The sequence below is a fragment of the Klebsiella sp. P1CD1 genome (genome assembly GCF_003790505.1).
GTDB classification, from domain to species: Bacteria; Pseudomonadota; Gammaproteobacteria; order Enterobacterales; family Enterobacteriaceae; genus Klebsiella; species Klebsiella variicola.
The window spans coordinates 570,146-593,022 of the sequence record NZ_CP033631.1 but is presented as its reverse complement, the minus strand read 5'-3'; the positions used below and the strand labels follow the sequence as shown (position 1 = coordinate 593,022).

General features: G+C 55.9%; 28 protein-coding genes. 14 read left to right on the top strand and 14 right to left on the bottom strand.

Annotation, left to right across the window (positions count from 1 at the left end):
• Nucleotides 1-4: 4 nt before the first annotated feature.
• From DTA24_RS02950 to rplU, 3 genes are all read right to left on the bottom strand, one after another.
• A complete protein-coding gene (locus DTA24_RS02950) occupies nucleotides 5-970 on the bottom strand; it encodes a DMT family transporter (protein WP_008806642.1) in 966 nt (321 codons plus the stop codon).
• A 92-nt stretch (nucleotides 971-1,062) separates the two neighbouring features.
• Nucleotides 1,063-1,320 (bottom strand): 50S ribosomal protein L27, encoded by a 258-nt coding sequence (rpmA, locus tag DTA24_RS02945; protein WP_002434222.1) that lies wholly within the window; start codon nucleotides 1,318-1,320, stop codon nucleotides 1,063-1,065.
• A gap of 20 nt (nucleotides 1,321-1,340) precedes the next feature.
• Entirely contained in the window at nucleotides 1,341-1,652 is a 312-nt protein-coding gene (gene rplU, locus DTA24_RS02940) for a 50S ribosomal protein L21 (RefSeq protein ID WP_002918379.1), read from the bottom strand.
• A gap of 260 nt (nucleotides 1,653-1,912) precedes the next feature.
• Here rplU and ispB point away from each other — a divergent pair, with 260 nt between their 5' ends.
• Complete coding sequence (gene ispB / locus DTA24_RS02935) at nucleotides 1,913-2,884, top strand: octaprenyl diphosphate synthase (protein ID WP_008806643.1); 972 nt, start codon at nucleotides 1,913-1,915, stop codon at nucleotides 2,882-2,884.
• A 196-nt stretch (nucleotides 2,885-3,080) separates the two neighbouring features.
• Complete coding sequence (gene sfsB, locus DTA24_RS02930) at nucleotides 3,081-3,353, top strand: DNA-binding transcriptional regulator SfsB (RefSeq protein WP_008806644.1); 273 nt, start codon at nucleotides 3,081-3,083, stop codon at nucleotides 3,351-3,353.
• A gap of 54 nt (nucleotides 3,354-3,407) precedes the next feature.
• Here sfsB and murA read toward each other — a convergent pair whose 3' ends face one another.
• The 7 genes from murA to mlaF form a co-directional block, all read right to left on the bottom strand.
• On the bottom strand, nucleotides 3,408-4,667 hold the full coding sequence (gene murA, locus DTA24_RS02925; protein ID WP_008806645.1) for a UDP-N-acetylglucosamine 1-carboxyvinyltransferase: 1,260 nt from the start codon (nucleotides 4,665-4,667) through the stop codon (nucleotides 3,408-3,410).
• A gap of 53 nt (nucleotides 4,668-4,720) precedes the next feature.
• The gene (ibaG, locus tag DTA24_RS02920; protein WP_004144910.1) at nucleotides 4,721-4,975 is read right to left on the bottom strand and encodes a BolA family iron metabolism protein IbaG; all 255 of its coding nucleotides are present in this window, start codon (nucleotides 4,973-4,975) and stop codon (nucleotides 4,721-4,723) included.
• Between the two features lie 136 nt (nucleotides 4,976-5,111).
• Nucleotides 5,112-5,402: a lipid asymmetry maintenance protein MlaB gene (mlaB, locus tag DTA24_RS02915; protein WP_044613664.1), complete on the bottom strand. Its 291-nt coding sequence runs from the start codon at nucleotides 5,400-5,402 to the stop codon at nucleotides 5,112-5,114.
• Nucleotides 5,402-6,037 carry a phospholipid-binding protein MlaC gene (mlaC, locus tag DTA24_RS02910; RefSeq protein WP_002918386.1) on the bottom strand — a complete coding sequence of 212 codons (636 nt, stop codon included), beginning with the start codon at nucleotides 6,035-6,037 and terminating at the stop codon, nucleotides 5,402-5,404. The genes mlaB and mlaC overlap by 1 nt, the downstream gene beginning before the upstream one ends.
• An 18-nt stretch (nucleotides 6,038-6,055) precedes the next feature.
• Complete coding sequence (gene mlaD, locus DTA24_RS02905; protein WP_004206195.1) at nucleotides 6,056-6,607, bottom strand: outer membrane lipid asymmetry maintenance protein MlaD; 552 nt, start codon at nucleotides 6,605-6,607, stop codon at nucleotides 6,056-6,058.
• A gap of 4 nt (nucleotides 6,608-6,611) precedes the next feature.
• Complete coding sequence (gene mlaE, locus DTA24_RS02900; RefSeq protein ID WP_004150949.1) at nucleotides 6,612-7,394, bottom strand: lipid asymmetry maintenance ABC transporter permease subunit MlaE; 783 nt, start codon at nucleotides 7,392-7,394, stop codon at nucleotides 6,612-6,614.
• 7 nt (nucleotides 7,395-7,401) lie between these two features.
• Nucleotides 7,402-8,214, bottom strand: a complete 813-nt coding sequence (mlaF, locus tag DTA24_RS02895) for a phospholipid ABC transporter ATP-binding protein MlaF (RefSeq protein WP_012540470.1) — start codon at nucleotides 8,212-8,214, stop codon at nucleotides 7,402-7,404.
• A gap of 209 nt (nucleotides 8,215-8,423) precedes the next feature.
• Between mlaF and DTA24_RS02885 the strand changes: the two genes are divergently transcribed.
• From DTA24_RS02885 to npr, 11 genes are all read left to right on the top strand, one after another.
• Nucleotides 8,424-9,401, top strand: coding sequence for a calcium/sodium antiporter (locus DTA24_RS02885; RefSeq protein ID WP_008806648.1), 978 nt, complete (start codon nucleotides 8,424-8,426; stop codon nucleotides 9,399-9,401).
• Nucleotides 9,398-10,402, top strand: a complete 1,005-nt coding sequence (gene kdsD, locus DTA24_RS02880) for an arabinose-5-phosphate isomerase KdsD (protein ID WP_075206807.1) — start codon at nucleotides 9,398-9,400, stop codon at nucleotides 10,400-10,402. The genes DTA24_RS02885 and kdsD overlap by 4 nt, the downstream gene beginning before the upstream one ends.
• Nucleotides 10,403-10,416: 14 nt before the next feature.
• Nucleotides 10,417-10,983 (top strand): 3-deoxy-manno-octulosonate-8-phosphatase KdsC, encoded by a 567-nt coding sequence (gene kdsC, locus DTA24_RS02875; protein ID WP_008806650.1) that lies wholly within the window; start codon nucleotides 10,417-10,419, stop codon nucleotides 10,981-10,983.
• Nucleotides 10,980-11,555: an LPS export ABC transporter periplasmic protein LptC gene (lptC, locus tag DTA24_RS02870; protein WP_008806651.1), complete on the top strand. Its 576-nt coding sequence runs from the start codon at nucleotides 10,980-10,982 to the stop codon at nucleotides 11,553-11,555. Before kdsC ends, lptC begins: the two co-directional genes overlap by 4 nt.
• Entirely contained in the window at nucleotides 11,524-12,069 is a 546-nt protein-coding gene (gene lptA / locus DTA24_RS02865) for a lipopolysaccharide ABC transporter substrate-binding protein LptA (protein WP_002918415.1), read from the top strand. Before lptC ends, lptA begins: the two co-directional genes overlap by 32 nt.
• 6 nt (nucleotides 12,070-12,075) lie before the next feature.
• Nucleotides 12,076-12,801: an LPS export ABC transporter ATP-binding protein gene (gene lptB / locus DTA24_RS02860; RefSeq protein WP_002918417.1), complete on the top strand. Its 726-nt coding sequence runs from the start codon at nucleotides 12,076-12,078 to the stop codon at nucleotides 12,799-12,801.
• Nucleotides 12,802-12,848: 47 nt separating this feature from the next.
• Nucleotides 12,849-14,282 carry an RNA polymerase factor sigma-54 gene (gene rpoN / locus DTA24_RS02855; protein ID WP_012540467.1) on the top strand — a complete coding sequence of 478 codons (1,434 nt, stop codon included), beginning with the start codon at nucleotides 12,849-12,851 and terminating at the stop codon, nucleotides 14,280-14,282.
• A gap of 22 nt (nucleotides 14,283-14,304) precedes the next feature.
• Nucleotides 14,305-14,592 carry a ribosome hibernation promoting factor gene (hpf, locus tag DTA24_RS02850; RefSeq protein ID WP_004206206.1) on the top strand — a complete coding sequence of 96 codons (288 nt, stop codon included), beginning with the start codon at nucleotides 14,305-14,307 and terminating at the stop codon, nucleotides 14,590-14,592.
• 70 nt (nucleotides 14,593-14,662) lie between these two features.
• A complete protein-coding gene (gene ptsN / locus DTA24_RS02845) occupies nucleotides 14,663-15,151 on the top strand; it encodes a PTS IIA-like nitrogen regulatory protein PtsN (RefSeq protein ID WP_004144926.1) in 489 nt (162 codons plus the stop codon).
• A gap of 45 nt (nucleotides 15,152-15,196) precedes the next feature.
• Nucleotides 15,197-16,051, top strand: a complete 855-nt coding sequence (gene rapZ / locus DTA24_RS02840) for an RNase adapter RapZ (RefSeq protein WP_002918428.1) — start codon at nucleotides 15,197-15,199, stop codon at nucleotides 16,049-16,051.
• Nucleotides 16,048-16,320 (top strand): PTS phosphocarrier protein NPr, encoded by a 273-nt coding sequence (gene npr / locus DTA24_RS02835; protein WP_002918431.1) that lies wholly within the window; start codon nucleotides 16,048-16,050, stop codon nucleotides 16,318-16,320. Before rapZ ends, npr begins: the two co-directional genes overlap by 4 nt.
• A gap of 63 nt (nucleotides 16,321-16,383) precedes the next feature.
• On the opposite strand, the gene mtgA is transcribed toward npr, so the two are convergent.
• From mtgA to uxuA, 4 genes are all read right to left on the bottom strand, one after another.
• Complete coding sequence (gene mtgA, locus DTA24_RS02830) at nucleotides 16,384-17,109, bottom strand: monofunctional biosynthetic peptidoglycan transglycosylase (protein WP_023298274.1); 726 nt, start codon at nucleotides 17,107-17,109, stop codon at nucleotides 16,384-16,386.
• Nucleotides 17,106-17,759: an isoprenoid biosynthesis glyoxalase ElbB gene (elbB, locus tag DTA24_RS02825; protein WP_023298275.1), complete on the bottom strand. Its 654-nt coding sequence runs from the start codon at nucleotides 17,757-17,759 to the stop codon at nucleotides 17,106-17,108. Before elbB ends, mtgA begins: the two co-directional genes overlap by 4 nt.
• Before the next feature lie 233 nt (nucleotides 17,760-17,992).
• Nucleotides 17,993-20,332 carry an aerobic respiration two-component sensor histidine kinase ArcB gene (arcB, locus tag DTA24_RS02820; protein ID WP_123836545.1) on the bottom strand — a complete coding sequence of 780 codons (2,340 nt, stop codon included), beginning with the start codon at nucleotides 20,330-20,332 and terminating at the stop codon, nucleotides 17,993-17,995.
• Between the two features lie 149 nt (nucleotides 20,333-20,481).
• Nucleotides 20,482-21,546, bottom strand: coding sequence for a mannonate dehydratase (gene uxuA / locus DTA24_RS02815; protein WP_008806656.1), 1,065 nt, complete (start codon nucleotides 21,544-21,546; stop codon nucleotides 20,482-20,484).
• A 288-nt stretch (nucleotides 21,547-21,834) separates the two neighbouring features.
• Here uxuA and DTA24_RS02810 point away from each other — a divergent pair, with 288 nt between their 5' ends.
• Nucleotides 21,835-22,851 carry a Zn-dependent oxidoreductase gene (locus tag DTA24_RS02810; protein ID WP_012967168.1) on the top strand — a complete coding sequence of 339 codons (1,017 nt, stop codon included), beginning with the start codon at nucleotides 21,835-21,837 and terminating at the stop codon, nucleotides 22,849-22,851.
• Nucleotides 22,852-22,877: the final 26 nt, after the last annotated feature.

Sequence of the window (22,877 nt, the reverse complement as noted above, 5' to 3'; positions counted from 1 at the left end):
TAAATCATTCGCCTGAGCGGGGCAGCGGTACTACCGCCTCTCGCTTACGCCAACGCCCCCAAAGACGATGGCCGATGGCGGAATACATCGCGCCCGCAACCACGACAAACGCACCGAGATAACCAATCAGGTTTAACATCGGTCTGGCGAAAACATCGGGCCAGGCCATTGATAATAAATCAGAAAACAGTAGCGTAAACAGTGGCGTCAAGGTGATTAACGCGCTGACCTGCGCCGCCTGCCAGCGCGCCATGGCTTCCGCCAGCGCCCCGTAGCCGACCAGGGTATTTAGCCCGCAAAAAATCAGGCATGCCAGTTGCCAGTCGCTTAGCTGGGATATCACCCCGGGCTTAGCGAGCGGCAGTAATGCAATCGTACATAAAGTGTACAGCAAAAATAGTATCTGCTGTGATGCCAGACGGCGCAATAACACCTTTTGCGCGACGCCATAGCTTACCCACACCGTTGCAGCAGCAACGCCGAAAATTACCCCCCATGTGTAATCCGTCAGGCGGGTAAAGATTTCAATCAGGCTGGTGTTGAAAAACATCACCAGCCCGCTGAGCAACATCAACGCGCCCACCACCTGGGTACCGCGCATGCGCTCTTTCAGAATCACGACGCTTGCCACCATCATGCCCACCGGCGATAGCTGGCCGATGACCTGAGAAGCAGTGGGGCTGAGATATTGCAGGGAAGAACTGAACAGAATGAAGTTACCGAACAGGCCACCGGTGGCAATGGCTAACAAAACCAGCCAGCGCGGCTTGCGAAAAATTCGCAGCGGCGGCAGTTTGCCTTTGATCGCGAGGATCGCGCCAAGCCCAATGCTGGCCATCAGGAAGCGATAAAACACCACCGTAGGCGGCTCCATCACCTCAAGAACCTGTTTCATCGCAATCGGCAACGCTCCCCAACACATCGCGGTGGTAAGCGCCAGAATAATGCCAATCCCAGCCTGCTGCTTCATGCCTGTTTCCCTGCAAAATTTTCCAGTAGACGAATGTAAAAAGCCCCGCAACGTGTTGCGGGGCTTTCATCCGTTACCGGGACGCGAAAAACTTATTCAGCAACGATGCTGATGAATTTGCGGTTTTTCGGGCCTTTAACTTCGAACTTGACTTTACCGTCAGTCAAAGCGAACAGAGTGTGGTCACGGCCGCAACCAACGTTGGTGCCAGCGTGGAATTTGGTACCACGTTGACGAACGATGATGCTACCTGCCAGAACTGCTTCACCGCCGAAACGTTTTACGCCCAGACGTTTAGCTTCTGAATCGCGACCGTTACGAGTCGAGCCGCCAGCCTTTTTATGTGCCATTTAAATCTACTCCTCAGGTCTTAGGCGCTGATGCCAGTGATTTTCACATCAGTGAACCACTGACGATGGCCCTGCTGCTTACGATAGTGTTTACGACGACGAAACTTAACGATTTTAACTTTCTCGCCACGACCGTGAGCAACAACTTCAGCTTTGATTACGCCGCCCTCAACGAAAGGAACGCCGATCTTGATTTCTTCACCGTTTGCGATCATCAGCACTTCAGCGAATTCAACAGCTTCGCCAGTTGCGATGTCCAGCTTTTCCAGGCGAACGGTCTGACCTTCGCTTACTCGGTGTTGTTTACCACCACTTTGGAAAACCGCGTACATATAAAACTCCGCTTCCGCGCACCTCTTTATGTGATTCAGAGTGCGCTATAAATATTCACAATAGGGCGCGAATATTACGCAAAACGCGAGCCTTTGACAAGAGCGATTAGCGATCAATGCAGAAAAAAAACACAACTTTCACGACAACGTTTATCTACGGCAATTTTTCAGTACAATCATATCTTCTTTTAATTCTGTCTTAATCCTTCTGTGATCCCACCTGGATTCATGGTAACAGGACATTTGGCCCGGCTTTTGCGATGAATTTAGAAAAAATCAATGAGTTAACCGCGCAAGATATGGCGGGTGTCAATGCGACGATTCTTGAGCAACTCAACTCCGATGTTCAGCTTATCAATCAGTTAGGCTATTACATCGTCAGCGGCGGCGGCAAACGCATTCGCCCGATGATTGCTGTGCTTGCCGCGCGCGCGGTGGGCTATCAAGGGAGCGCGCATGTCACTATTGCTGCGCTGATTGAATTTATTCATACCGCCACGCTACTGCATGACGACGTCGTCGATGAGTCTGACATGCGTCGCGGCAAAGCCACGGCCAATGCGGCGTTCGGCAATGCCGCCAGCGTGCTGGTTGGCGATTTCATCTATACCCGCGCCTTCCAGATGATGACCCAGCTAGGCTCACTGAAGATCCTCGAGGTCATGTCGGAGGCGGTGAACGTCATTGCCGAAGGCGAAGTGCTGCAGTTGATGAACGTCAACGATCCGGATATCACGGAAGAGAACTATATGCGCGTCATCTACAGCAAGACGGCGCGCCTGTTTGAGGCGGCCTCGCAGTGTGCGGGAATGCTGGCCGACTGCTCCGCGGAAGAAGAGCGCGCGTTGCAGGATTATGGTCGCTATCTCGGCACCGCTTTCCAGCTGATCGACGATTTACTCGACTACAGCTCCGACGGAGAGCGACTCGGTAAAAACGTCGGTGATGACCTGAACGAAGGCAAACCGACGCTACCGCTGCTGCATGCTATGCATCATGGCACCCCCGATCAGGCGGCGATGATCCGCGGGGCGATCGAGCAGGGCAATGGTCGCCATCTGCTGGATGCTGTTCTGGAAACCATGGCCACCTGCGGTTCGCTGGAGTGGACGCAGAAGCGTGCTGAAGAAGAAGCCGATAAAGCGATTGCAGCCCTGCAGATCCTCCCGGACACACCGTGGCGCGAAGCTTTGATTGGACTGGCACATATTGCGGTCCAGCGCGATCATTAATCCCCCCTCCTTTCCCGCGCGATGCGCGGGAAAGTTCCAGTAAAATGCCACTTCTCTCCCTAAACTTCCGAATATCTTGATAGATTCTGAATATTCTGGCGCCTTAACAGAACTTGTTAGAACCCTACATAGTACGCGGGTATAGTGTCCCCATCGCCCATGTGGACGATCTGGACCTTTAACACCAGGAGAATTTATGGATAAGTTCATCGACTGGCATCCCGCCGATATTGTTGCTGGGTTACGTAAACGGGGAACATCGCTGGCGGCAGAGTCGCGACGGCACGGCCTGAGTTCTTCAACGCTGGCGAACGCCCTGACCCGCCCCTGGCCGAAAGGCGAGTTGATTATCGCCACGGCGCTGGAAACGCAGCCGTGGGTCATCTGGCCGTCACGCTACCACGACCCGGTGACTCATGAGTTTATCGACAGAACGCAGATGATGCGTCAAAAGAAGACAGACAGGTGATGTGATAATCGACAGGGTCCCGAAGCAACGCCCCGGGGCCCTGTCAGGACACGGTTACTCGCCCTTCACGCGCTGAATATTGGCACCCAACGCCTGCAGTTTATCCTCGATACGCTCATAGCCACGATCGATGTGGTAGATGCGATCAACGATGGTGGTCCCTTCAGCGATACAGCCTGCCAGCACGAGGCTCGCCGACGCACGCAAATCGGTCGCCATCACCTGCGCGCCCGAAAGCTGCTTCACGCCGTGACAGATAGCGGTATTGCTCTCGATCTCTGCGTGCGCGCCCATACGGATCAGTTCCGGAATGTGCATGAAGCGGTTTTCAAAGATCGTTTCGGTGATCACGCCGGTCCCTTCCGCCACCAGGTTAAGCAGCGTGAACTGGGCCTGCATATCGGTCGGGAAGCCCGGGTGCGGAGCGGTACGCACGTTGACCGCTTTCGGACGGTTGCCGTGCATATCGAGGCTAATCCAGTCTTCTCCCGTTTCGATGTCAGCCCCGGCGTCACGCAGTTTCGCCAGAACGGCATCCAGAGTATCCGGCTGCGCGTTACGGCAGAGGATCTTGCCGCCGGAAATCGCCGCGGCCACCAGGAAGGTGCCGGTTTCGATACGGTCCGGCAGTACACGGTATACGCCGCCACCCAGACGCTGCACGCCTTCGATGGTAATGCGATCGGTGCCCTGGCCTTTGATTTTCGCGCCCAGCGCGTTAAGGAAGTTGGCGGTATCGACAATTTCCGGCTCGCGCGCGGCGTTTTCGATAATCGTCGTCCCCTCCGCGAGGGTCGCTGCGCTCATGATAGTTACGGTAGCGCCGACGCTCACCTTATCCATCACGATATGCGCGCCTTTCAGGCGACCGTTGACCGAGGCTTTGACATAACCTTCTTCCAGTTTGATCTCGGCGCCCAGCTGTTCCAGACCGCTAATGTGCAGGTCGACCGGACGCGCGCCGATGGCGCAGCCGCCTGGCAGAGAAACTTGTCCCTGACCAAAACGCGCTACCAGCGGGCCCAGCGCCCAGATGGAGGCACGCATGGTTTTCACCAGGTCGTACGGAGCACAGAATACATCAACCGGACCGGCGTCAATCCATACCGAACCATTGCGCTCAACCTTCGCGCCCAGCTGGCTCAGCAGCTTCATGGTGGTATCGATATCTTTCAGCTTAGGTACGTTCTGGATCTCTACCGGCTCTTCGGCAAGCAGCGCGGAAAAGAGGATTGGCAGGGCGGCGTTCTTTGCACCAGAAATGGTGACTTCGCCCTGAAGGCGAGTCGGCCCCTGAACACGGAATTTATCCATTGATTCTGTTCTCTATTAAAAATTCACATACGCTGCAGGGGACCCCCCACAGCTTAGAAGCCATTTAGTTTGCGGTCTCGCGCCCACTCCTGCGGAGTGAAGGCCTTGATCGACAGCGCATGGATACGGTTGTCAGCAATATATTCCATCAGCGGCGCGTAGACGCTCTGCTGCTTTTTAACCCGACTCATGCCATCGAACATCTCACCCACAGCAATAACCTGAAAGTGGCTGCCATCGCCAGAGACGTGGACTTCCTGGAGGGGGAGTGCGTTCATCAGCACGGTCTGAATTTCATGATTTTCCATGGGCTCAAATTTATCTGATAGTGAAAACAGCCCAACATCTTAGAGGAAAGTGGCGCGGTCTTAAACAAGCAAAAAGCCCCGACGAAAAGATTGCCGGGGCTTTCGGAATAGCTTCAACGCTAAGACACTGAAAAGATTATGGGATAATATCGACAGGCAGGTTGTAAAGACCGATCAGCGTTTGCAGATTTTCGCTCTTCGCGATCAGCTGCGCTTCCCGCCCCTGACGGCGGATCAGTGCCACAAAATGCACTAACAGCGCCAGGCCCGCCGTGTCCACGCGCGTAGTCTGGCTGAGATCGATGATCGTCGCCCCCTCCGTCGCCCTGGCGCGTGCTTCCCAGAGCGGGACCAGCAGATCCTGGTCCAGCTCTCCGTGCAGCGCCAGCGTCTCGCCCTCGCGAGTCCAGCTCAGCTGCCCGGTCATTATTTTTTCTGTTCCAGCGTGATCGGCTGAGCGGAGATCGCTTTCAGCTGCGCGGTCAGGCCGTCAACGCCCTTGGTGCGCAGCAGATCGCTCCACTCATTCTGTTTGGTAGTGATCATACTGACGCCTTCGGCGATCATATCGTAGGCCTGCCAGTTACCGGTCTGGGTATTTTTACGCCACTGGAAGTCCAGACGCACCGGCGGACGACCGTTCGGGTCGATGATAGTGACGCGGATCGGAACGATGGTTGCGCTGCCCAGCGGCTGCTCCGGCGCAATCTGGTAAGTCTGCCCGTGGTACATCGCCAGCGCCTGGCCGTAGGCCTGCTTCAGATATTCACGGAAGGCGGCAAAGTAGGCCTCACGCTGCGCGGGGGTCGCTTCTTTGTAATAGCGGCCCAGCACCAGCGCGCCAGCATATTTCACCTGCACATACGGCAACAGCTCCTGGTCGACGATGTCGCGCAGATAGTTAGGGTTGGCTTTGATCTTCGGCTGTTCATTCTTCAGGCGATCGAAGGTTTTCTGCGCCGCTTCATTCATCAGCTTATACGGGTTGGACTGGTCTGCCGCCTGGACAGCGGTCAGCGGGGCAATCACCAGCATGGCGACCATGAGTAAGCGTTTAAACATATCGTGTTTCTCCTGAAATTAATGCGTCGTGCCGGCTGCCGGCGTCGCGTCAGTATGACCTTCTGCCTCGGCCTTATCATTGCCAGAATTCTGATTGTCGCCGCCCTTGCTGTTATAAAGGAACTGACCAATCAGATCTTCCAGCACCATGGCGGACTTGGTGTCCTGGATAGTACCGCCGTCTTTAAGGATAGTCGTCCCAAGGTCCGGGTCTTCAAAACCGACGTTCAGCGCCAGATACTGTTCGCCCAGCAGGCCCGAGGTGCGGATCGCCAACGAACTGGTATCCGGGATGTGGTTGTAGCGCTCATCGATATCGAGCTCCACGCGTGGCAGATAGGTTTTCGGGTCGAGAGTGATGTCCGCTACCCGTCCCACAACCACACCGCCGATGCGTACCGGCGAACGCGCCTTCAGGCCGCCGATGTTATCGAAGGTCGCGTAAAGGCGGTAAGTCGGCTCGGTACGTAGCGAGGTGACGTTCGCCGCCTTCAGGCAGACAAACAGCGCCGCCAGCAGCGCCACCAGTAAGAACACCCCTACCCAGATTTCATTTTTTTTCGTTTGCATGAACTCAATTCCCAAACATCAGCGCAGTCAGCACAAAATCCAGCCCCAGAACCGCCAGCGACGCATGCACCACGGTGCGTGTTGTCGCCCGGCTAATCCCGGCGGAAGTGGGGATAGCGTCATAACCGTTAAATAACGCAATCCAGGTTACCGTAATGGCGAATACCAGACTCTTAATCAGGCAGTTCACCAGGTCCATTCGCCAGTCGACGGCATTTTGCATCGCGGTCCAGAAAAAACCACCGTCAATGCCTTTCCAGCTTACGCCTACCAGCGCACCACCCCAGATCCCTACCGCGACAAAGATAATCGTCAACAGCGGCAGCGAAATGACGCCAGCCCAGAAGCGTGGAGAAATCACGCGACGCAGCGGGTCCACCGCCATCATCTCCATACTCGAGAGCTGCTCCGTGGCCCGCATCAGGCCAATCTCGGCGGTCAGCGCCGATCCGGCGCGCCCGGCAAACAGCAGCGCAGCGACAACCGGCCCCAGCTCGCGCAGCAGCGACAGCGCCACCAGCATGCCAAGACTGGTCTCTGCGCTGTAGGTGGTTAAGACCAGATACCCCTGCAGCCCGAGCACCATACCGATAAACAAGCCCGATACAATGATAATCAGCATCGACAGAACGCCAACGTTATAGAGCTGACGAACCAGCAGCGGCGCGTGCTTGCGAAACTCTGGTTTGCCCACAACGGCGTTGAAAAGCATTAATCCGGCGCGTCCAAACGTCGCGGTGGTTTTAATCCCGCGATGTCCTAGCGCGGCCAGCGCATTAAACAGCATGAGTCGCTCAACTCCCTATGCCTAATAAATCATGGTGATAGTCGCCAGCCGGATAACGGAACGGCACCGGGCCGTCGGCAATACCATCAATAAACTGACGAACCCGAGGATCGGTATTCTCCCGCAGCGACTGGGCGCTACCGTGGGCGACAATCTTTTTATCCGCCACGATATACGCGTAGTCCGCAATGCTAAGCACCTCAGGCACATCGTGCGAAACCACGATGCAAGTGACACCCAACGTGTTGTTGAGTTCAGAAATCAGCTTCACCAGCACGCCCATGGTGATGGGATCCTGCCCGACAAACGGTTCGTCGAACATAATCAGATCCGGCTCAAGGGCAATCGCTCTCGCCAGGGCGGCACGGCGCGCCATCCCGCCGGAAAGCTCGGAGGGCATTAACTTCGCCGCCCCACGCAACCCCACCGCTTCCAGCTTCATCATCACCGTCGTATGCAGCAGCGCAGGCGGCAGCTGCGTATGCTCGCGCAGCGGATAGGCAACGTTATCAAAGACATTGAGATCGGTGAACAGCGCGCCAGACTGGAACAGCATGCTCATCCGCTTACGCACCGTATAAAGACGCGATCGCGTCATCTGCGGCACGTTCTCGCCATCAAACAGGATCTCTCCCCTGTCCGGCGGGATCTGGCCGCCGATCAGGCGTAACAGGGTAGTCTTGCCGATCCCCGAAGGTCCCATGATCGCAGTAATTTTACCGCGCGGCACCGACAGCGAGATGTCGTCGAAGATCACACGATCGCCGCGTGAAAAGCGGATACCGCGCACTTCAACTAAATTCGCCTGAGTTTGGCTCATAAAATCATCCTTACTAAACACCTGACGGGCAAGCATGGCCCTTTCTTGCGCCACAATCACAACATTTTTACAGAATCTTACCTGCACAGGTTAGCGAAAGCTGGCATTTGTTTTACTTTTGGCACACATAAAGTCAAAATCAAGAATTCGTTACGCTGCGTAGGGATAACCCAGCGAGGCGACGATTATACCTGAAGAAAGGACTTTAGATGCTCTTAGCGACGGCTCTGTTAATTATTGGTTTACTGCTGGTTGTCTACAGCGCCGATCGTCTGGTCTATGCCGCTTCCATCCTGTGTCGTATGTTGGGGATCCCGCCGCTGATCATCGGTATGACGGTGGTGAGTATCGGCACCAGCCTGCCCGAGATCATGGTTTCCACCACGGCCTCGCTGCATGGGCAGATCGATCTGGCGGTCGGCACCGCGCTCGGCTCCAACATTACCAATATTCTTCTGATCCTCGGACTCGCCGCCTTACTCAGGCCATTTACCGTGCATTCTGATATTCTGCGCCGCGAATTACCGCTAATGTTGCTGGTCAGTGTGCTGGCCGGGCTGGTGCTCTACGATGGACAGCTGTCCCGTCTCGACGGGCTGTTTTTACTGGCGTTAGCGCTTCTGTGGCTGCTGTTTACCATCAAAATCGCCCGTCTGGCGGAGCGCCAGGGCAGCGATAGCCTGACTCGCGAACAGCTGGCGGAGCTGCCGCGTGAAGGATCGCTGCCGGTCGCTCTGCTCTGGTTAGGGGTCGCGATGATTGTCATGCCCATGGCTACCCGTATGGTGGTGGATAACACCACGGTATTGGCAAACTTTTTTGCCATTAGCGAGCTGACCGTCGGTCTGACGGTGGTGGCGATAGGTACCAGCCTGCCAGAGCTGGCCACCGCTATCGCCGGGGCGCGGAAAGGGGAAGATGACATTGCTATCGGCAATATCATCGGCGCCAATATCCTCAATATTGCGCTGGTGCTGGGTTTACCGGCGCTGATCGCGCCGGGGAGCTTTGCGAGCGAAGCCTTCACTCGCGATTATGGCGTGATGCTGCTGGTCAGCCTGATCTTCGCGGTGCTGTGCTGGCGCCGCCAGCAGCAGCCGGGACGGCTGGTTGGCGCACTGCTGGTCGGCGGCTTTGTGGTTTGGTTGGCGATGCTGTTCTGGACAGCGCCGCTCTTCGTTGAATGACTCGGGATAACATCATGTCGCAAATAGATTTGCCCACGGATTTTGACTTTCAACAGGCAGGCCGTCAGGTGCTGGAAATTGAACGTGAAGGTCTGGCCCAGCTCGATCAATATATAAATGAAGACTTTACCCATGCTTGCGAAACGATTTTCCGCTGCGGCGGCAAAGTCGTGGTGATGGGGATGGGCAAATCCGGCCACATCGGCCGCAAAATGGCGGCGACGTTCGCCAGTACCGGCACCTCGGCTTTTTTTGTCCACCCCGGCGAAGCGGCGCACGGCGATTTAGGAATGGTCACTCCACAGGATGTGGTGATTGCGCTGTCGAATTCCGGCGAATCGAATGAAATTCTGGCGCTGATCCCGGTCCTGAAGCGCCAGCAGGTGAAGCTTATCTGCATCACCAGCCGGCCTGAGAGCAGCATGGCGCGCGCAGCGGATATCCATCTGTGCGTGAAAGTGCCCAAAGAGGCCTGCCCGTTAGGGCTGGCGCCCACCTCCAGCACCACCGCGGCGCTGGTGATGGGTGATGCCCTCGCCGTCGCTCTGCTGGAAGCCCGTGGCTTTACCGCCGAAGATTTCGCCCTGTCTCATCCTGGCGGCGCACTCGGTCGTAAGCTGTTGCTGCGCGTCAATGATATTATGCATACCGGTGATGAAATCCCGCACGTCGGCCTGCAGGCCACCCTGCGCGATGCGCTGCTGGAAATCACGCGTAAAAATTTAGGCATGACCGCCGTCTGCGATGACGATATGAACATCATCGGGATCTTCACCGATGGTGACCTGCGCCGGGTCTTTGATACCGGCGTCGATATGCGTAATGCCAGCATTGCCGATGTCATGACCCGGGGAGGGATCCGCATCCGTCCCGGCACCCTGGCGGTAGATGCGCTAAACCTGATGCAATCCCGTCATATCACCTGCGTGCTGGTTGCCGATGGCGACCACCTGCTAGGTGTGGTACATATGCACGATCTCCTGCGCGCGGGCGTAGTGTAAGTAAGGAAAAAATAATGAATAATGCTGATGCTCAGTTAGCGACATGCTATGGGCCGGTAAGCCAGGCGTTTCTCGATCGCGCGGCTAAGATCCGTCTACTGATCCTCGATGTTGACGGTGTATTATCCGACGGACTTATCTATATGGGTAATCACGGCGAGGAGCTGAAAGCGTTCAACGTCCGCGATGGCTATGGTATCCGCTGCGCGCTGACCTCCGGCATCGAAGTGGCGATTATTACCGGGCGAAAAGCTAAACTGGTAGAAGACCGCTGCCAGACGCTGGGCATTACGCATCTCTATCAAGGTCAGTCGGATAAGCTGTTGGCGTTTCGCGAATTAGTCAGCAAACTGGCGGTTCGTCCGGATGAAGTGGCGTATATCGGCGACGATCTGATCGACTGGCCGGTGATGGCGGAAGTGGGTTTAAGCGTCGCCGTCGCCGATGCGCATCCGCTGCTGCTGCCGCGGGCGAATTATGTCACGCGCATTAACGGCGGACGCGGCGCGGTACGCGAAGTCTGCGATTTGTTACTATTGGCGCAGGGCAAGTTGGATGAGGCCAAAGGGCAATCAATATGAGTAAAACCAGACGTTGGGTTATCATTTTACTGTCGCTGCTCGCGCTGATCCTCATCGGCCTGAATCTGGCGAATACGGACGACACGGCCCAGCCGGAGGTCAATCCCAACGACCCGACGTATAAAAGCGAACATACCGACACCGTCGTGTACAGCCCGGAAGGCGCCCTGAGCTATCGGCTGATTGCCGAGCATGTGGAATACTTTTCCGATCAGGAGGTTTCCTGGTTTACCAAGCCGGTGATGACCACCTTTGATACCAATAAGGTGCCAACCTGGTCAATCAGGGCAGATAAAGCGAAGCTGACGAATGACCGTATGCTCTATCTTTACGGGCACGTTGAGGTGAATGCGCTCGCGCCTGACTCTCAACTGCGCAAAATTACGACGGATAACGCCCAGATAAATCTGGTCACACAGGACGTTACCTCCGATGACATGGTGACGTTATACGGCACCACATTTAATTCCAGCGGCCTGAAAATGCGTGGAAACCTTCGCAGCAAAAATGCCGAGCTGATTGAAAAGGTGAGAACCTCTTATGAAATTCAGAACAAACAAACTCAGCCTTAAGATTGCGCTCGCCGGCGCTTTACTGGCCGCCAGCCTGCCGGCCCTGGCCAAGACGGGAGATACCGATCAGCCGATCCATATCGAGTCCGATCAGCAGTCACTGGATATGCAGGGCAACGTCGTCACTTTCACCGGTAACGTGGTCGTCACCCAGGGGACGATCAAAATTAACGCTGATAAAGTGGTGGTCACCCGTCCGGGCAATGAGAAAGGTAAAGAGGTGATCGAAGGCTTCGGTAACCCGGCCACCTTCTACCAGATGCAGGATAACGGCAAGCCGGTAAAAGGCCGGGCGTCGAAAATGCGCTACGAGCTGCAGAATGATTACGTCGTGCTGACCGGCAACGCTTACCTTGAGCAGCTCGACAGCAATATCAAGGGCGATAAGATCACCTATCTGGTGAAAGAGCAAAAAATGCAGGCCTTCAGCGACAAAGGTCGACGCGTCACCACCGTTCTGGTGCCGTCTGAGCTGCAGGATAAAAGCGGCAATCAGCAAAAGAAGAGTAACTAATTCGTTATGGCAACCTTAACTGCGAAGAACCTCGCCAAAGCTTATAAAGGCCGCCGCGTGGTGGAAGATGTCAGTCTCACCGTTAACTCCGGAGAGATTGTCGGCTTGCTCGGCCCGAACGGCGCCGGTAAAACCACCACCTTCTACATGGTGGTCGGCATTGTGCCGCGCGACGCGGGCAATATTATTATCGATGACGAAGACATCAGTCTGCTACCGCTGCACGCGCGCGCGCGCCGGGGCATCGGCTATCTGCCGCAGGAAGCCTCTATTTTTCGTCGTCTGAGCGTCTATGACAACCTGATGGCGGTCCTGCAGATCCGTGACGATTTAACCAGCGAACAGCGGGAAGATCGCGCCAAAGAGCTGATGGAAGAGTTTCATATTGAGCACCTGCGCGACAGCCTCGGTCAGGCGCTCTCCGGTGGTGAACGCCGCCGTGTCGAAATTGCTCGCGCGCTGGCGGCGAACCCGAAATTTATCCTTCTGGATGAACCCTTTGCCGGTGTTGACCCCATCTCCGTTATCGATATCAAACGCATCATTGAACACCTGCGCGACAGCGGCCTCGGCGTACTGATCACCGACCATAACGTCAGAGAGACCCTCGCCGTCTGCGAACGGGCGTATATTGTCAGTCAGGGACACCTTATTGCTCATGGTACGCCGCAGCAGATCCTCGAAGATGAGCAGGTTAAGCGCGTGTATCTTGGGGAAGACTTCAGACTCTGATAGGGTAGAGGTTACAGACGTTTTAGCCGGAGATATTTACCCTGAACATGAAGCAAGGTTTGCAATTAAGGCTTAGCCAACAGCTTGCCATGACGCCGCAACTGCAGCAGGCTATTCGTTTGCTGCAGTTGTCCACGTTAGAACTCCAGCAAGAGCTCCAGCAAGCGCTGGAAAGTAACCCATTGCTTGAGCAAACCGATCTTCACGACGAGGTAGAGGCGAAAGAAGTGGAGGACCGCGAGTCCCTCGATACCGTCGATGCGCTTGAGCAAAAAGAGATGCCGGACGAGCTCCCTCTCGATGCCAGCTGGGATGAAATCTATACCGCCGGTACGCCGTCAGGCAACGGCGTGGATTATCAGGACGACGAGCTGCCCGTCTATCAAGGCGAAACCACTCAGACGCTGCAGGATTATCTGATGTGGCAGGTCGAGCTGACGCCCTTCACCGACACTGACCGCGCCATTGCCACCTCCATCGTCGACGCCGTCGACGATACGGGCTATCTCACCATTCAGATTGAAGACATCGTCGACAGCATTGGCGATGACGAAATCGGCCTGGAAGAGGTGGAGGCCGTTCTGAAGCGCATCCAGCGTTTTGATCCGGTTGGCGTCGCGGCGAAAGATCTGCGCGACTGCCTGCTGATCCAGCTGTCGCAATTCGCTAAAGAGACGCCGTGGCTGGAAGAGGCCCGGTTGATTATCAGCGACCATCTCGATCTGCTGGCTAACCACGATTTCCGCACCCTGATGCGAGTAACGCGCCTGAAAGAAGAGGTGCTGAAAGAGGCGGTGAATCTGATCCAGTCGCTGGATCCCCGCCCTGGCCAGTCCATTCATACCAGTGAACCGGAATATGTCATTCCCGACGTACTGGTCCGCAAGGTCAGTGGCCGCTGGACCGTGGAGCTCAACGCCGACAGCATTCCCCGGCTGAAGATTAATCAGCAATATGCGGCAATGGGCAACAGCGCCCGCAATGACGCCGACGGCCAGTTCATTCGCAGCAATCTGCAGGAAGCCCGCTGGCTAATCAAAAGTCTCGAAAGCCGCAACGATACGCTGCTGCGCGTCAGCCGCTGCATCGTTGAACAGCAGCAGGCTTTTTTCGAACAGGGTGAAGAGTATATGAAGCCGATGGTGCTGGCCGATATCGCCCAGGCTGTCGAGATGCATGAATCCACCATTTCCCGTGTCACCACGCAAAAATATCTGCACAGTCCGCGCGGTATTTTTGAACTGAAGTATTTCTTCTCCAGCCATGTGAATACCGAAGGCGGCGGCGAAGCCTCGTCGACGGCCATTCGCGCGTTGGTGAAGAAGTTAATCGCCGCGGAAAACCCCGCGAAGCCGTTGAGCGACAGTAAGCTCACCTCCATGCTGTCCGAGCAGGGTATCATGGTCGCGCGCCGCACTGTCGCGAAGTACAGAGAGTCTTTATCCATTCCGCCGTCAAACCAGCGTAAACAACTGGTCTGACACAACCGATAAGGAAGACACTATGCAGCTCAACATTACAGGACACAACGTCGAGATCACCCCCGCGATGCGCGACTTCGTCACGGCGAAGTTCAGCAAACTGGAGCAATTTTTCGACCGGATCAATCAGGTCTATATTGTGTTAAAAGTAGAGAAAGTGACGCAAATTGCGGACGCGAATCTGCATGTCAACGGTGGCGAAATCCATGCCAGTGCGGAAGGGCAGGATATGTATGCAGCTGTCGATGGTCTTATCGACAAGCTGGCAAGGCAGTTAACGAAGCACAAAGATAAACTAAAACAACACTAATTGTCCGGGCCCCCCTGCGTCCGTCGTGGTTTAACATCGGCGGCGGGCGCGGGGGCGCTCAGGTGAAATTATGATGAACAACGATTCGGCTCTACAACTGAGCAACGTCCTGAACCAGGAATGTACCCGTAGCCAGGTTCACTGCCAGAGCAAGAAGCGTGCTCTGGAAATCATTAGCGAACTGGCCGCCAAACAGTTAAGTTTGCCGCCGCAGGTGGTGTTCGAAGCGATCCTCACCCGCGAAAAAATGGGCAGTACCGGGATTGGCAATGGTATTGCCATTCCTCACGGTAAACTGGAAGAGGATACGCTGCGTGCTGTCGGCGTTTTTGTCCAGCTGGAAACCCCCATCGCCTTCGACGCGATCGACAATCAGCCTGTCGACCTGCTGTTCGCGCTGCTGGTGCCAGCCGACCAGACAAAGACTCACCTGCATACGCTCTCCTTGGTGGCCAAACGGCTGGCGGACAAAGCGATTTGCCGTCGCCTGCGCGCGGCGCAGAGCGATGAAGAGTTGTATGAGATCATCACCGAAGCAGGAAGCAGCGATGACGCATAACGGCAGTCGCACCTTATCCTTTATCGTACTGAGGAGAAACGGTACATGGTACTGATGATCGTCAGCGGCCGCTCGGGCTCGGGGAAATCCGTCGCTCTGCGAGCGCTGGAAGATATGGGCTTTTACTGCGTGGATAACCTGCCGGTCGTGCTGCTGCCCGATCTGGCGCGGTCGCTGGCTGACCGCAATATCTCCGCGGCCGTCAGCATCGACGTGCGTAACATGCCGGAATCACCGGAAATCTTTGAACAGGCGATGCAGAACCTGCCGGAATGCTTTTCTCCGCAATTGCTGTTCCTTGATGCCGATCGTAATACCCTGATCCGCCGTTACAGCGATACCCGTCGCTTACACCCGCTCTCCAGCAAGAACCTGTCGCTCGAAAGCGCCATCGACGAAGAGAGCGACTTGCTGGAGCCACTGCGCTCCCGTGCGGATCTGATCGTCGATACGTCCGAAATGTCGGTGCATGAGCTGGCGGAAATGCTGCGTACTCGCTTGTTAGGCAAACGCGAGCGCGAACTGACGATGGTCTTCGAATCCTTCGGCTTCAAGCACGGTATTCCGATCGATGCTGATTACGTCTTTGACGTGCGCTTTCTGCCAAACCCGCACTGGGATCCGAAACTGCGTCCAATGACCGGTCTGGATAAACCGGTGGCCGCCTTCCTTGACCGGCACACCGAAGTGCACAACTTTATTTACCAGACCCGGAGCTATCTTGAGCTATGGTTACCGATGCTGGAGACTAACAATCGCAGCTATCTGACGGTGGCCATTGGCTGCACCGGCGGTAAACATCGTTCGGTTTATATTGCTGAACAACTGGCTGACTACTTCCGCTCCCGCGGCAAGAACGTACAGTCTCGTCATCGGACGCTGGAAAAACGTAAATCATGACCGTAAAGCAGACCGTTGAAATCACCAATAAGCTGGGCATGCACGCCCGCCCGGCGATGAAGCTGTTTGAGCTGATGCAGAATTTCGATGCCGAAGTACTGCTGCGCAACGATGAAGGCACGGAGGCGGAAGCAAACAGCGTGATTGCCCTGCTGATGCTGGACTCCGCGAAAGGGCGGCAGATAGAGGTGGAAGCCAGCGGTCCGCAGGAAGTTGAGGCGCTCGCCGCGGTGATTGCTCTTTTTAATGCCGGATTTGATGAAGACTAAGCGTCACGCTTCCCGGCGACGGCCGACTGGCGACAGTGCCAGCCCCGGCGCCGGATTCACGCGCTAATACAGCTTATGCTCGCGCATAAACCCTTCCCCGCCCAGCTGTCGCATCTGGCGTAAGATCCAAGCCTGGCGGCTGCGCACATAGCCCGAAGGCGCGTCAGCGCGATAGCGGATCGGATTTGGCAGTACCGCGGCCAGCAGAGCCGCTTCCCCCGGCGTCAGCTGCCTGGCAGGCTTATGAAAATAGCGCTGCGCGGCCGCTTCCACACCAAATATCCCATCGCCAAACTCGGCAATATTCAGGTAGACGGTCAGGATCCGCTTTTTACTCCAGACGGTTTCTATACCGACCGTCAGCCCGGCTTCCAGCCCCTTACGCAACCAGCTGCGGCCATCCCATAAAAACAGGTTTTTCGCCGTCTGCTGCGACAGCGTTGACGCGCCGCGGATGCGGGTATCATGACGCTCATTGTGCGCCAGCGCTTTTTCTATCGCCGATACGTCGAACCCCCAATGTTCCGGGAACTTTTGATCTTCGGCGGCAATCACCGCCAGCCCCATCCACGGAGAGATCTCATCCATGCCGACCCAATCAGAGTGCGCCAGATAGTGGACATCTCCGGAGAGCCAGGCGCTCACCTGCCGCTCAAGCATCACCGCCGAAAACGGCACCGGCAGCACGCTAAACAGCGCGATCCCCCCGCCCCAGAAGACGGCGGCGATCAGCAGCAGACGCAGCGCCAGTCGTTTTAGCAGCGCAAAGGGCGCAACGCGGAGCCTCATGCGCTCAGCGCCAGCACGCGGGCGACCAGCTTTTCGATCCCGGTGGCGGCTTGAGCAATATTATCTGCCAGCATATACGCCGGGGTGGTGACCACTTTGTTCTCTTCATCCACCACGATGTCGTCGACCGGACAAGGCACGTGCTCCGCCCCCATCTCTTCGACCACATCGGCAGTATCGAGATCGGTCCCGATGGTTATGCGCAGCGGAAACGCAAAAATCTTCGGCAGCAGCGCCGGGGCAATGCACATGAAACCCAGCGGTTTGCCGGCCTGATGCATCGCCAGTGCCAGAGCCTGCAGATCGCGGTCCACCTGACATTCGCTGCCCTCGGCGGCGAAGCTGCTTAAATTTTTCGCCGCGCCGAAGCCGCCGGGGACGATCAGCGCGTCCAGCGTCTCCGCACGCGCCTGCGTCAGCGGTAAGATGTCGCCGCGGGCAATTCGCGCCGCTTCCACCAGCACATTGCGTTGCTCCGTCAGTGGTTCCCCCGTCAGATGGTTGATGACGTCGCGCTGCGGTTTATCGGGTGCAAAGCACACCGCCTGCGCGCCGTTGCGCGCGATCGCCAGCAGGGTAATCACCGCTTCATGAATTTCACTGCCGTCGTACACGCCGCAGCCGCTCAGTACCACACCAATTTTTTTCATCGCTTTCGCTCCTCCATGCAACTCGCTGAAACCAGTCAAAAATGTCGATTTACTCGCTATGCTTCACATATTTTACTGATTCATGTAACAAATTAGTTAAGCTTTGCTATCTTAATGAGCGAGCAATCCACTTCTCAGGTTGCGCCACGTAACAACATCACTCAAATAACACTGGCTCAACCACCAGTTCCCTGGTGTTGGCGCAGTATTCGCGCACCCCGGTCTGTCCGGGGTCATTTTTTCTCGGCCTTCGCCACCCACGCCTTCAGTACCGCCACGTCGTTTTGCCACTCAGATTTCATCTCTTCAACCCATTCAGCGACATTATCAGACCAGGCTGGCAGATCCGGCGTCTGGATCTGCTGCCCCAGCTGCTGGATGTGGCGCAGACCAATAGAACCCGCCGCCCCTTTGATCTTATGCCCCTCTTCGACAATCCCTTTTTGATCGCGGGCGGTGAGATTGGACTCGAGGACAGACATATAGCCCGGCATCATCTTCTCAAACACCGCGAGGCCATCGTTGATAAGCTTCGGTCCCACCAGTTCGATATATTGCTCCAGCATATCGGTATCCAGCACCGCGTCGGCTTTATGCAGATCGGCCGCCGGCGCTTCCTGCGCTTCCTCTTCCGGCGCATCCCAGAATTTCTTGATCATGGCCGTGAGCGCTGGCACCGACAACGGCTTGCTCAGCACATCGTCCATCCCGGCGTCGAGATACTCTTTCTTATTCTTCAGTACGTTGGCGGTCAGGGCCACCAGCGGCGGCAGCTCATCCGCGGCAAAGTTCTGTTTTAGCTGGCGAGAGATATCCAGCCCCGTCATATCCGGCAATTGAATATCCAGCAACACCAGGTCGTACTCGCCTGGCTCAAACATCTCCAGCGCGGCTTTCCCGGTCATGGCGACATCCACGCTGTTGCCCAGCTTTTCCAGCACCGAACGGGCCACAATGACGTTGAGCTCAATGTCTTCCACCAGCAGCACGTTAAGCGCGGGTAATGGCATGTCGTCTTCCGCCAACGTATCTTCCACTTCTTCCGCAATGGCAGGCGCATGGACGGTGAGCGTAAAGGTCGCCCCTTTACCCGGCTGGCTGGTTACGCTGATATCGCCGCCCATATTGCGCGCCAGGCGACGCGAGACGGCGAGACCAATGCCGGTTCCGGTGGCTGGTTTGCCGCCGTGGCTGTCTTTGACCTGGTAATACATGGCGAAAATTTTGTCCTGTTCCGCTTCAGGAATACCGATACCGGAGTCTTCCACTTCGAAGTGCAGGATATCGCCTTCGTCATAGCGCACGCGGACATTCACCCCGCCGCCCTGGGGGGTAAACTTCACGGCGTTGCTGATAAGGTTCCACAGGATCTGGCGCAAACGCGTACCGTCGGTGATCACTTTATGCGGTAGCGGCAGGCTCGGCTCCAGCACAAAGCGCAGGCCCTTCTGCTGGGCCTGCAGACCGGAGAGGTTTTCAAGGTCGGCAAGGAAGCTGGTGAAGTCCACCGGCTGGTTATCGAGCTGTACCTTACGGCGCTCCATTTTATCCATGTCGATAATATCATTGAAGATATTCCCCAGCGTCACCGCCGAGACATGGATGGTTTTCAGGTATTTCTCCTGCTCGCTGGTCAGTTCGGTATCCAGCAAAATACGGCTCAGCCCGACGATCCCGTTTAGCGGGGTACGCAGCTCATGGCTGATGGTCGAAATAAAGGTAGTTTTATCCCGGCTGGCGCGCTCGAGGGCGTCCTGATAGCGTTTTCGTTCAGTGATATCTCGCCCGAAGCCCATCAGGCCGCGACGCTTACCGACGCGATCGTAGTACGGGACCTTGCGGATTTCGAAGCACGCTTTGCGGCCATCGGGATAGTCCAGCCACTGCTCATAGGTCAGCGATACATTGTGGCGGAACACCTTCTCGTCGGTTTCCAGCACCTTTTCCGCGGCCTCTTCGCTATAGACGTCCTGCGGTTTGAGATGGATCAGCTGTTTCTCACTTTTGCCGGTCAACAGCTCCATCGCCCGGTTACAGCCTGAAAACTCCTTATCTTCATTGCGATAGAAGACCAGGTCCGGGGAAGCATCAAGGAAAGAGCGCAGAAAGGAGGATTGCTGTTCGAGTTGGATCTGCGTCTCTTCACGCTCTTTCATCTCGATCTTCAACTGCTCGAGAGTGGTCTCGCGCTCGGCTTCCGCCTTTTCACGTTCGCCAATCTCCTGATTCAACTGCGCGATGTTATCTTTCAGCTGCACGTTCAGCTTCAGATCGCGCTCTCGCATCTCCTCCAGCTTGTCCACCAGCCGCGAAAGACGCTGGCGGGACTCTTCGAGCTGCTCCACCACCACCGAGAGAAAGTAGACCGCCCAGGGGGTGATCAGCAGACCGAAGAAGATAGAGCGGATAACGTCGATACTTTCAACCTGGCCATGCAGCACCATGGTGACCGCCATCTGTACCACAATGGCCAGCACCACCAGCGCAAGAGCCAACAGCATCGAAAAGCGGACCAGACCCAGCTTCATCATCAGGTCGACATAATACTGCGCCAGCATACGAATTTGCTTCATAGGGGATTCCTTCACGACAACTCCGCACAATAATACTCAATTCTGAGCAATGCGCTGTAAGTTGTGCAAAAAATGCGGGAAGGAGCTGATATGACGGCTGGTCGCCAAGGCGAACCAGCCGCTAAAAAGAGGCAAGGTCAGGAGAACGATTAGCGCTTGCTTAACGCCTCCCAGAGCCCCTTCAGGTAGGTCACGCCGAGAGCGCGGTCGTACAAGCCATAGCCTGGCCGTCCGGTCTCTCCCCAGATAAAGCGGCCATGATCCGGGCGAATATAGCCGTCGAACCCGTTGTCATACAGCGCTTGCATCACCTTGTACATATCCAGGGAACCGTACTCTGACGGATGGGCGCACTCGTAAAAATCTTTATCCCGTATCAGCTTAATATTGCGGACGTGGGCAAAGTGGATCCGTTTGCGCCGGGTAAACTCTGCCAGGATGGCGTACACATCGTTATCCGGATCTTCGGCAATCGAGCCGGTGCAGAGCGTGATGCCGTTAGCGGGCGAATCGACGGCCCGGCAGATCCAGTCCAGATCGTCGCGGTTTTTGACCACCCGCGGCAGGCCAAAAATGGAGTACGGCGGATCGTCCGGATGGATCGCCATTTTCACCCCGACCTCTTCACAGACCGGGATCACCGCCCGCAGAAAATAGACCAGGTTCTCCCGCAGCTTGTGGTCATCCACCGCGCTATATTTGGCAAACAGGGTCTGCACCTCCGCCAGCCTTTCTGGCTCCCAGCCCGGCAAGGCGAAGCCGTTTGAGTTCTCCAGTACCTCTTTCACTACGTCTTCCAGCCGTTTATCGATATCTTTCTTCTCAAAAGCCATCGTCAACGAACCATCCGGCAGGACGTAGTTCATATCCGTCTTCATCCAGTCAAAAACCGGCATGAAGTTATAACAGATAACTTTGACGCCGAAGCGGGCAAGGTGGCGAATGGTCTGCTGATAGTTGGCAATATAGCGGTCACGGGAAGGAAGGCCGATTTTAATGTCATCATGAATGTTGACGCTCTCTATCACCTCCATTTTCAGGCCCGCGGCATGGGCCTGGCTGACCAGACGCTCAATTTTATCGACTGGCCATACCTCACCCACCGCGACGTCATAGAGCGCGCCGACGACCCCCTCCACGCCGGGCACCTGTCGTATATGCTCTAATGAAACCTTGTCTTCCTCTGGCCCAAACCAGCGCATTGTCATCTGCATCGTTATCACCTGCTTCATAATTTGTGTTTTTACCCTACTACCATACCAGCAATCATAATCGAATTGCCCTTTCCTGTCGTGATAACGATCACATTCCTGCACCGGGCAAGCCCATCCCGGCGCATTCATATTTTTTTTCAATTTATTTCAATAGATTAATAATAGTCTGGCTTTTTCTGACGACCTCTTCCAAATGTGATCCAGAGCTATTTATGATCAAATGCATACTTGTATGGTAATAAAAACAGGCGAAATTCGTTCGCGAAACAGACAATGGAAGGAACAGAAATGAGAAGCGTCATCGTCAAAGAGCCAGGCCAACTGAACATTGCATCACGTCCGGTTCCCGTTCCGGGCAGCCATGAAGTACGGGTGAAAATCGCCTTTGCCGGGATCTGCGGTTCCGATGTACACATCTATCAGGGCCACAACCCCTTCGCGAAATATCCCCGCGTTATTGGTCATGAATTCTTCGGCATTGTCGATGCCGTCGGCGAGCAGGTCTCTCCGGCGCGTATTGGCGAACGCGTCGCGGTCGATCCGGTGGTCAGCTGCGGCCATTGTTATCCCTGCTCGGTTGGCCGGCCGAATGTTTGCGCGCAGCTCCAGGTCATCGGGGTGCACCGCGATGGGGGATTCAGCGACTATGCCTGCGTGCCGGCCAAAAATGCCTGGCGCATTCCGGAGGCTATCAGCGATCGTCAGGCGACAATGGTTGAGCCTTTTACTATTGCGGCAAATATTACCGCCCAGCTGCAGCCCACGCCGCAGGATATCGCCCTGGTTTACGGCGCTGGCCCGATGGGCCTGACGGTGATCCAGGCGCTGAAGGGGGTGTATGGCGTTAAGCAGGTGATCGTTGTGGACCGCATTGCCGAACGTCTACAGATGGCACGGGACAACGGCGCCGATCTGACGCTCGATAACACCCATCAGCCGCTGGCGGATCAGCTGGCGCAGCGGCAGATAGCCCCCACGCTGGTCATTGATGCCGCCTGCCACCCAGCCATTCTGCAGGAGGCAATCCTCCTCGCCTCCCCTGCCGCCCGCATCGGCATACTCGGTTTCTCCGGCGAGGCGTCCACGCTGACCCAGCAAAGCATCACCAGTAAAGAGATCTCCATTTTCTCCTCGCGGCTGAACAGCGGGCGCTTTCCGCTGGTCATCGACTGGATGGAAAAAGGCCTTATCCATCCTGAGGCGTTAATCACCCACTGTATGCCGCTGGAGCAGGTGAAAGAAGCCATGGAGATTTTCGCCAACGATCGGAAGACCTGTTGCAAAGTGCTGCTGCAATTAGGCTAAGCCGACATTATTTTTAAATAACGGCC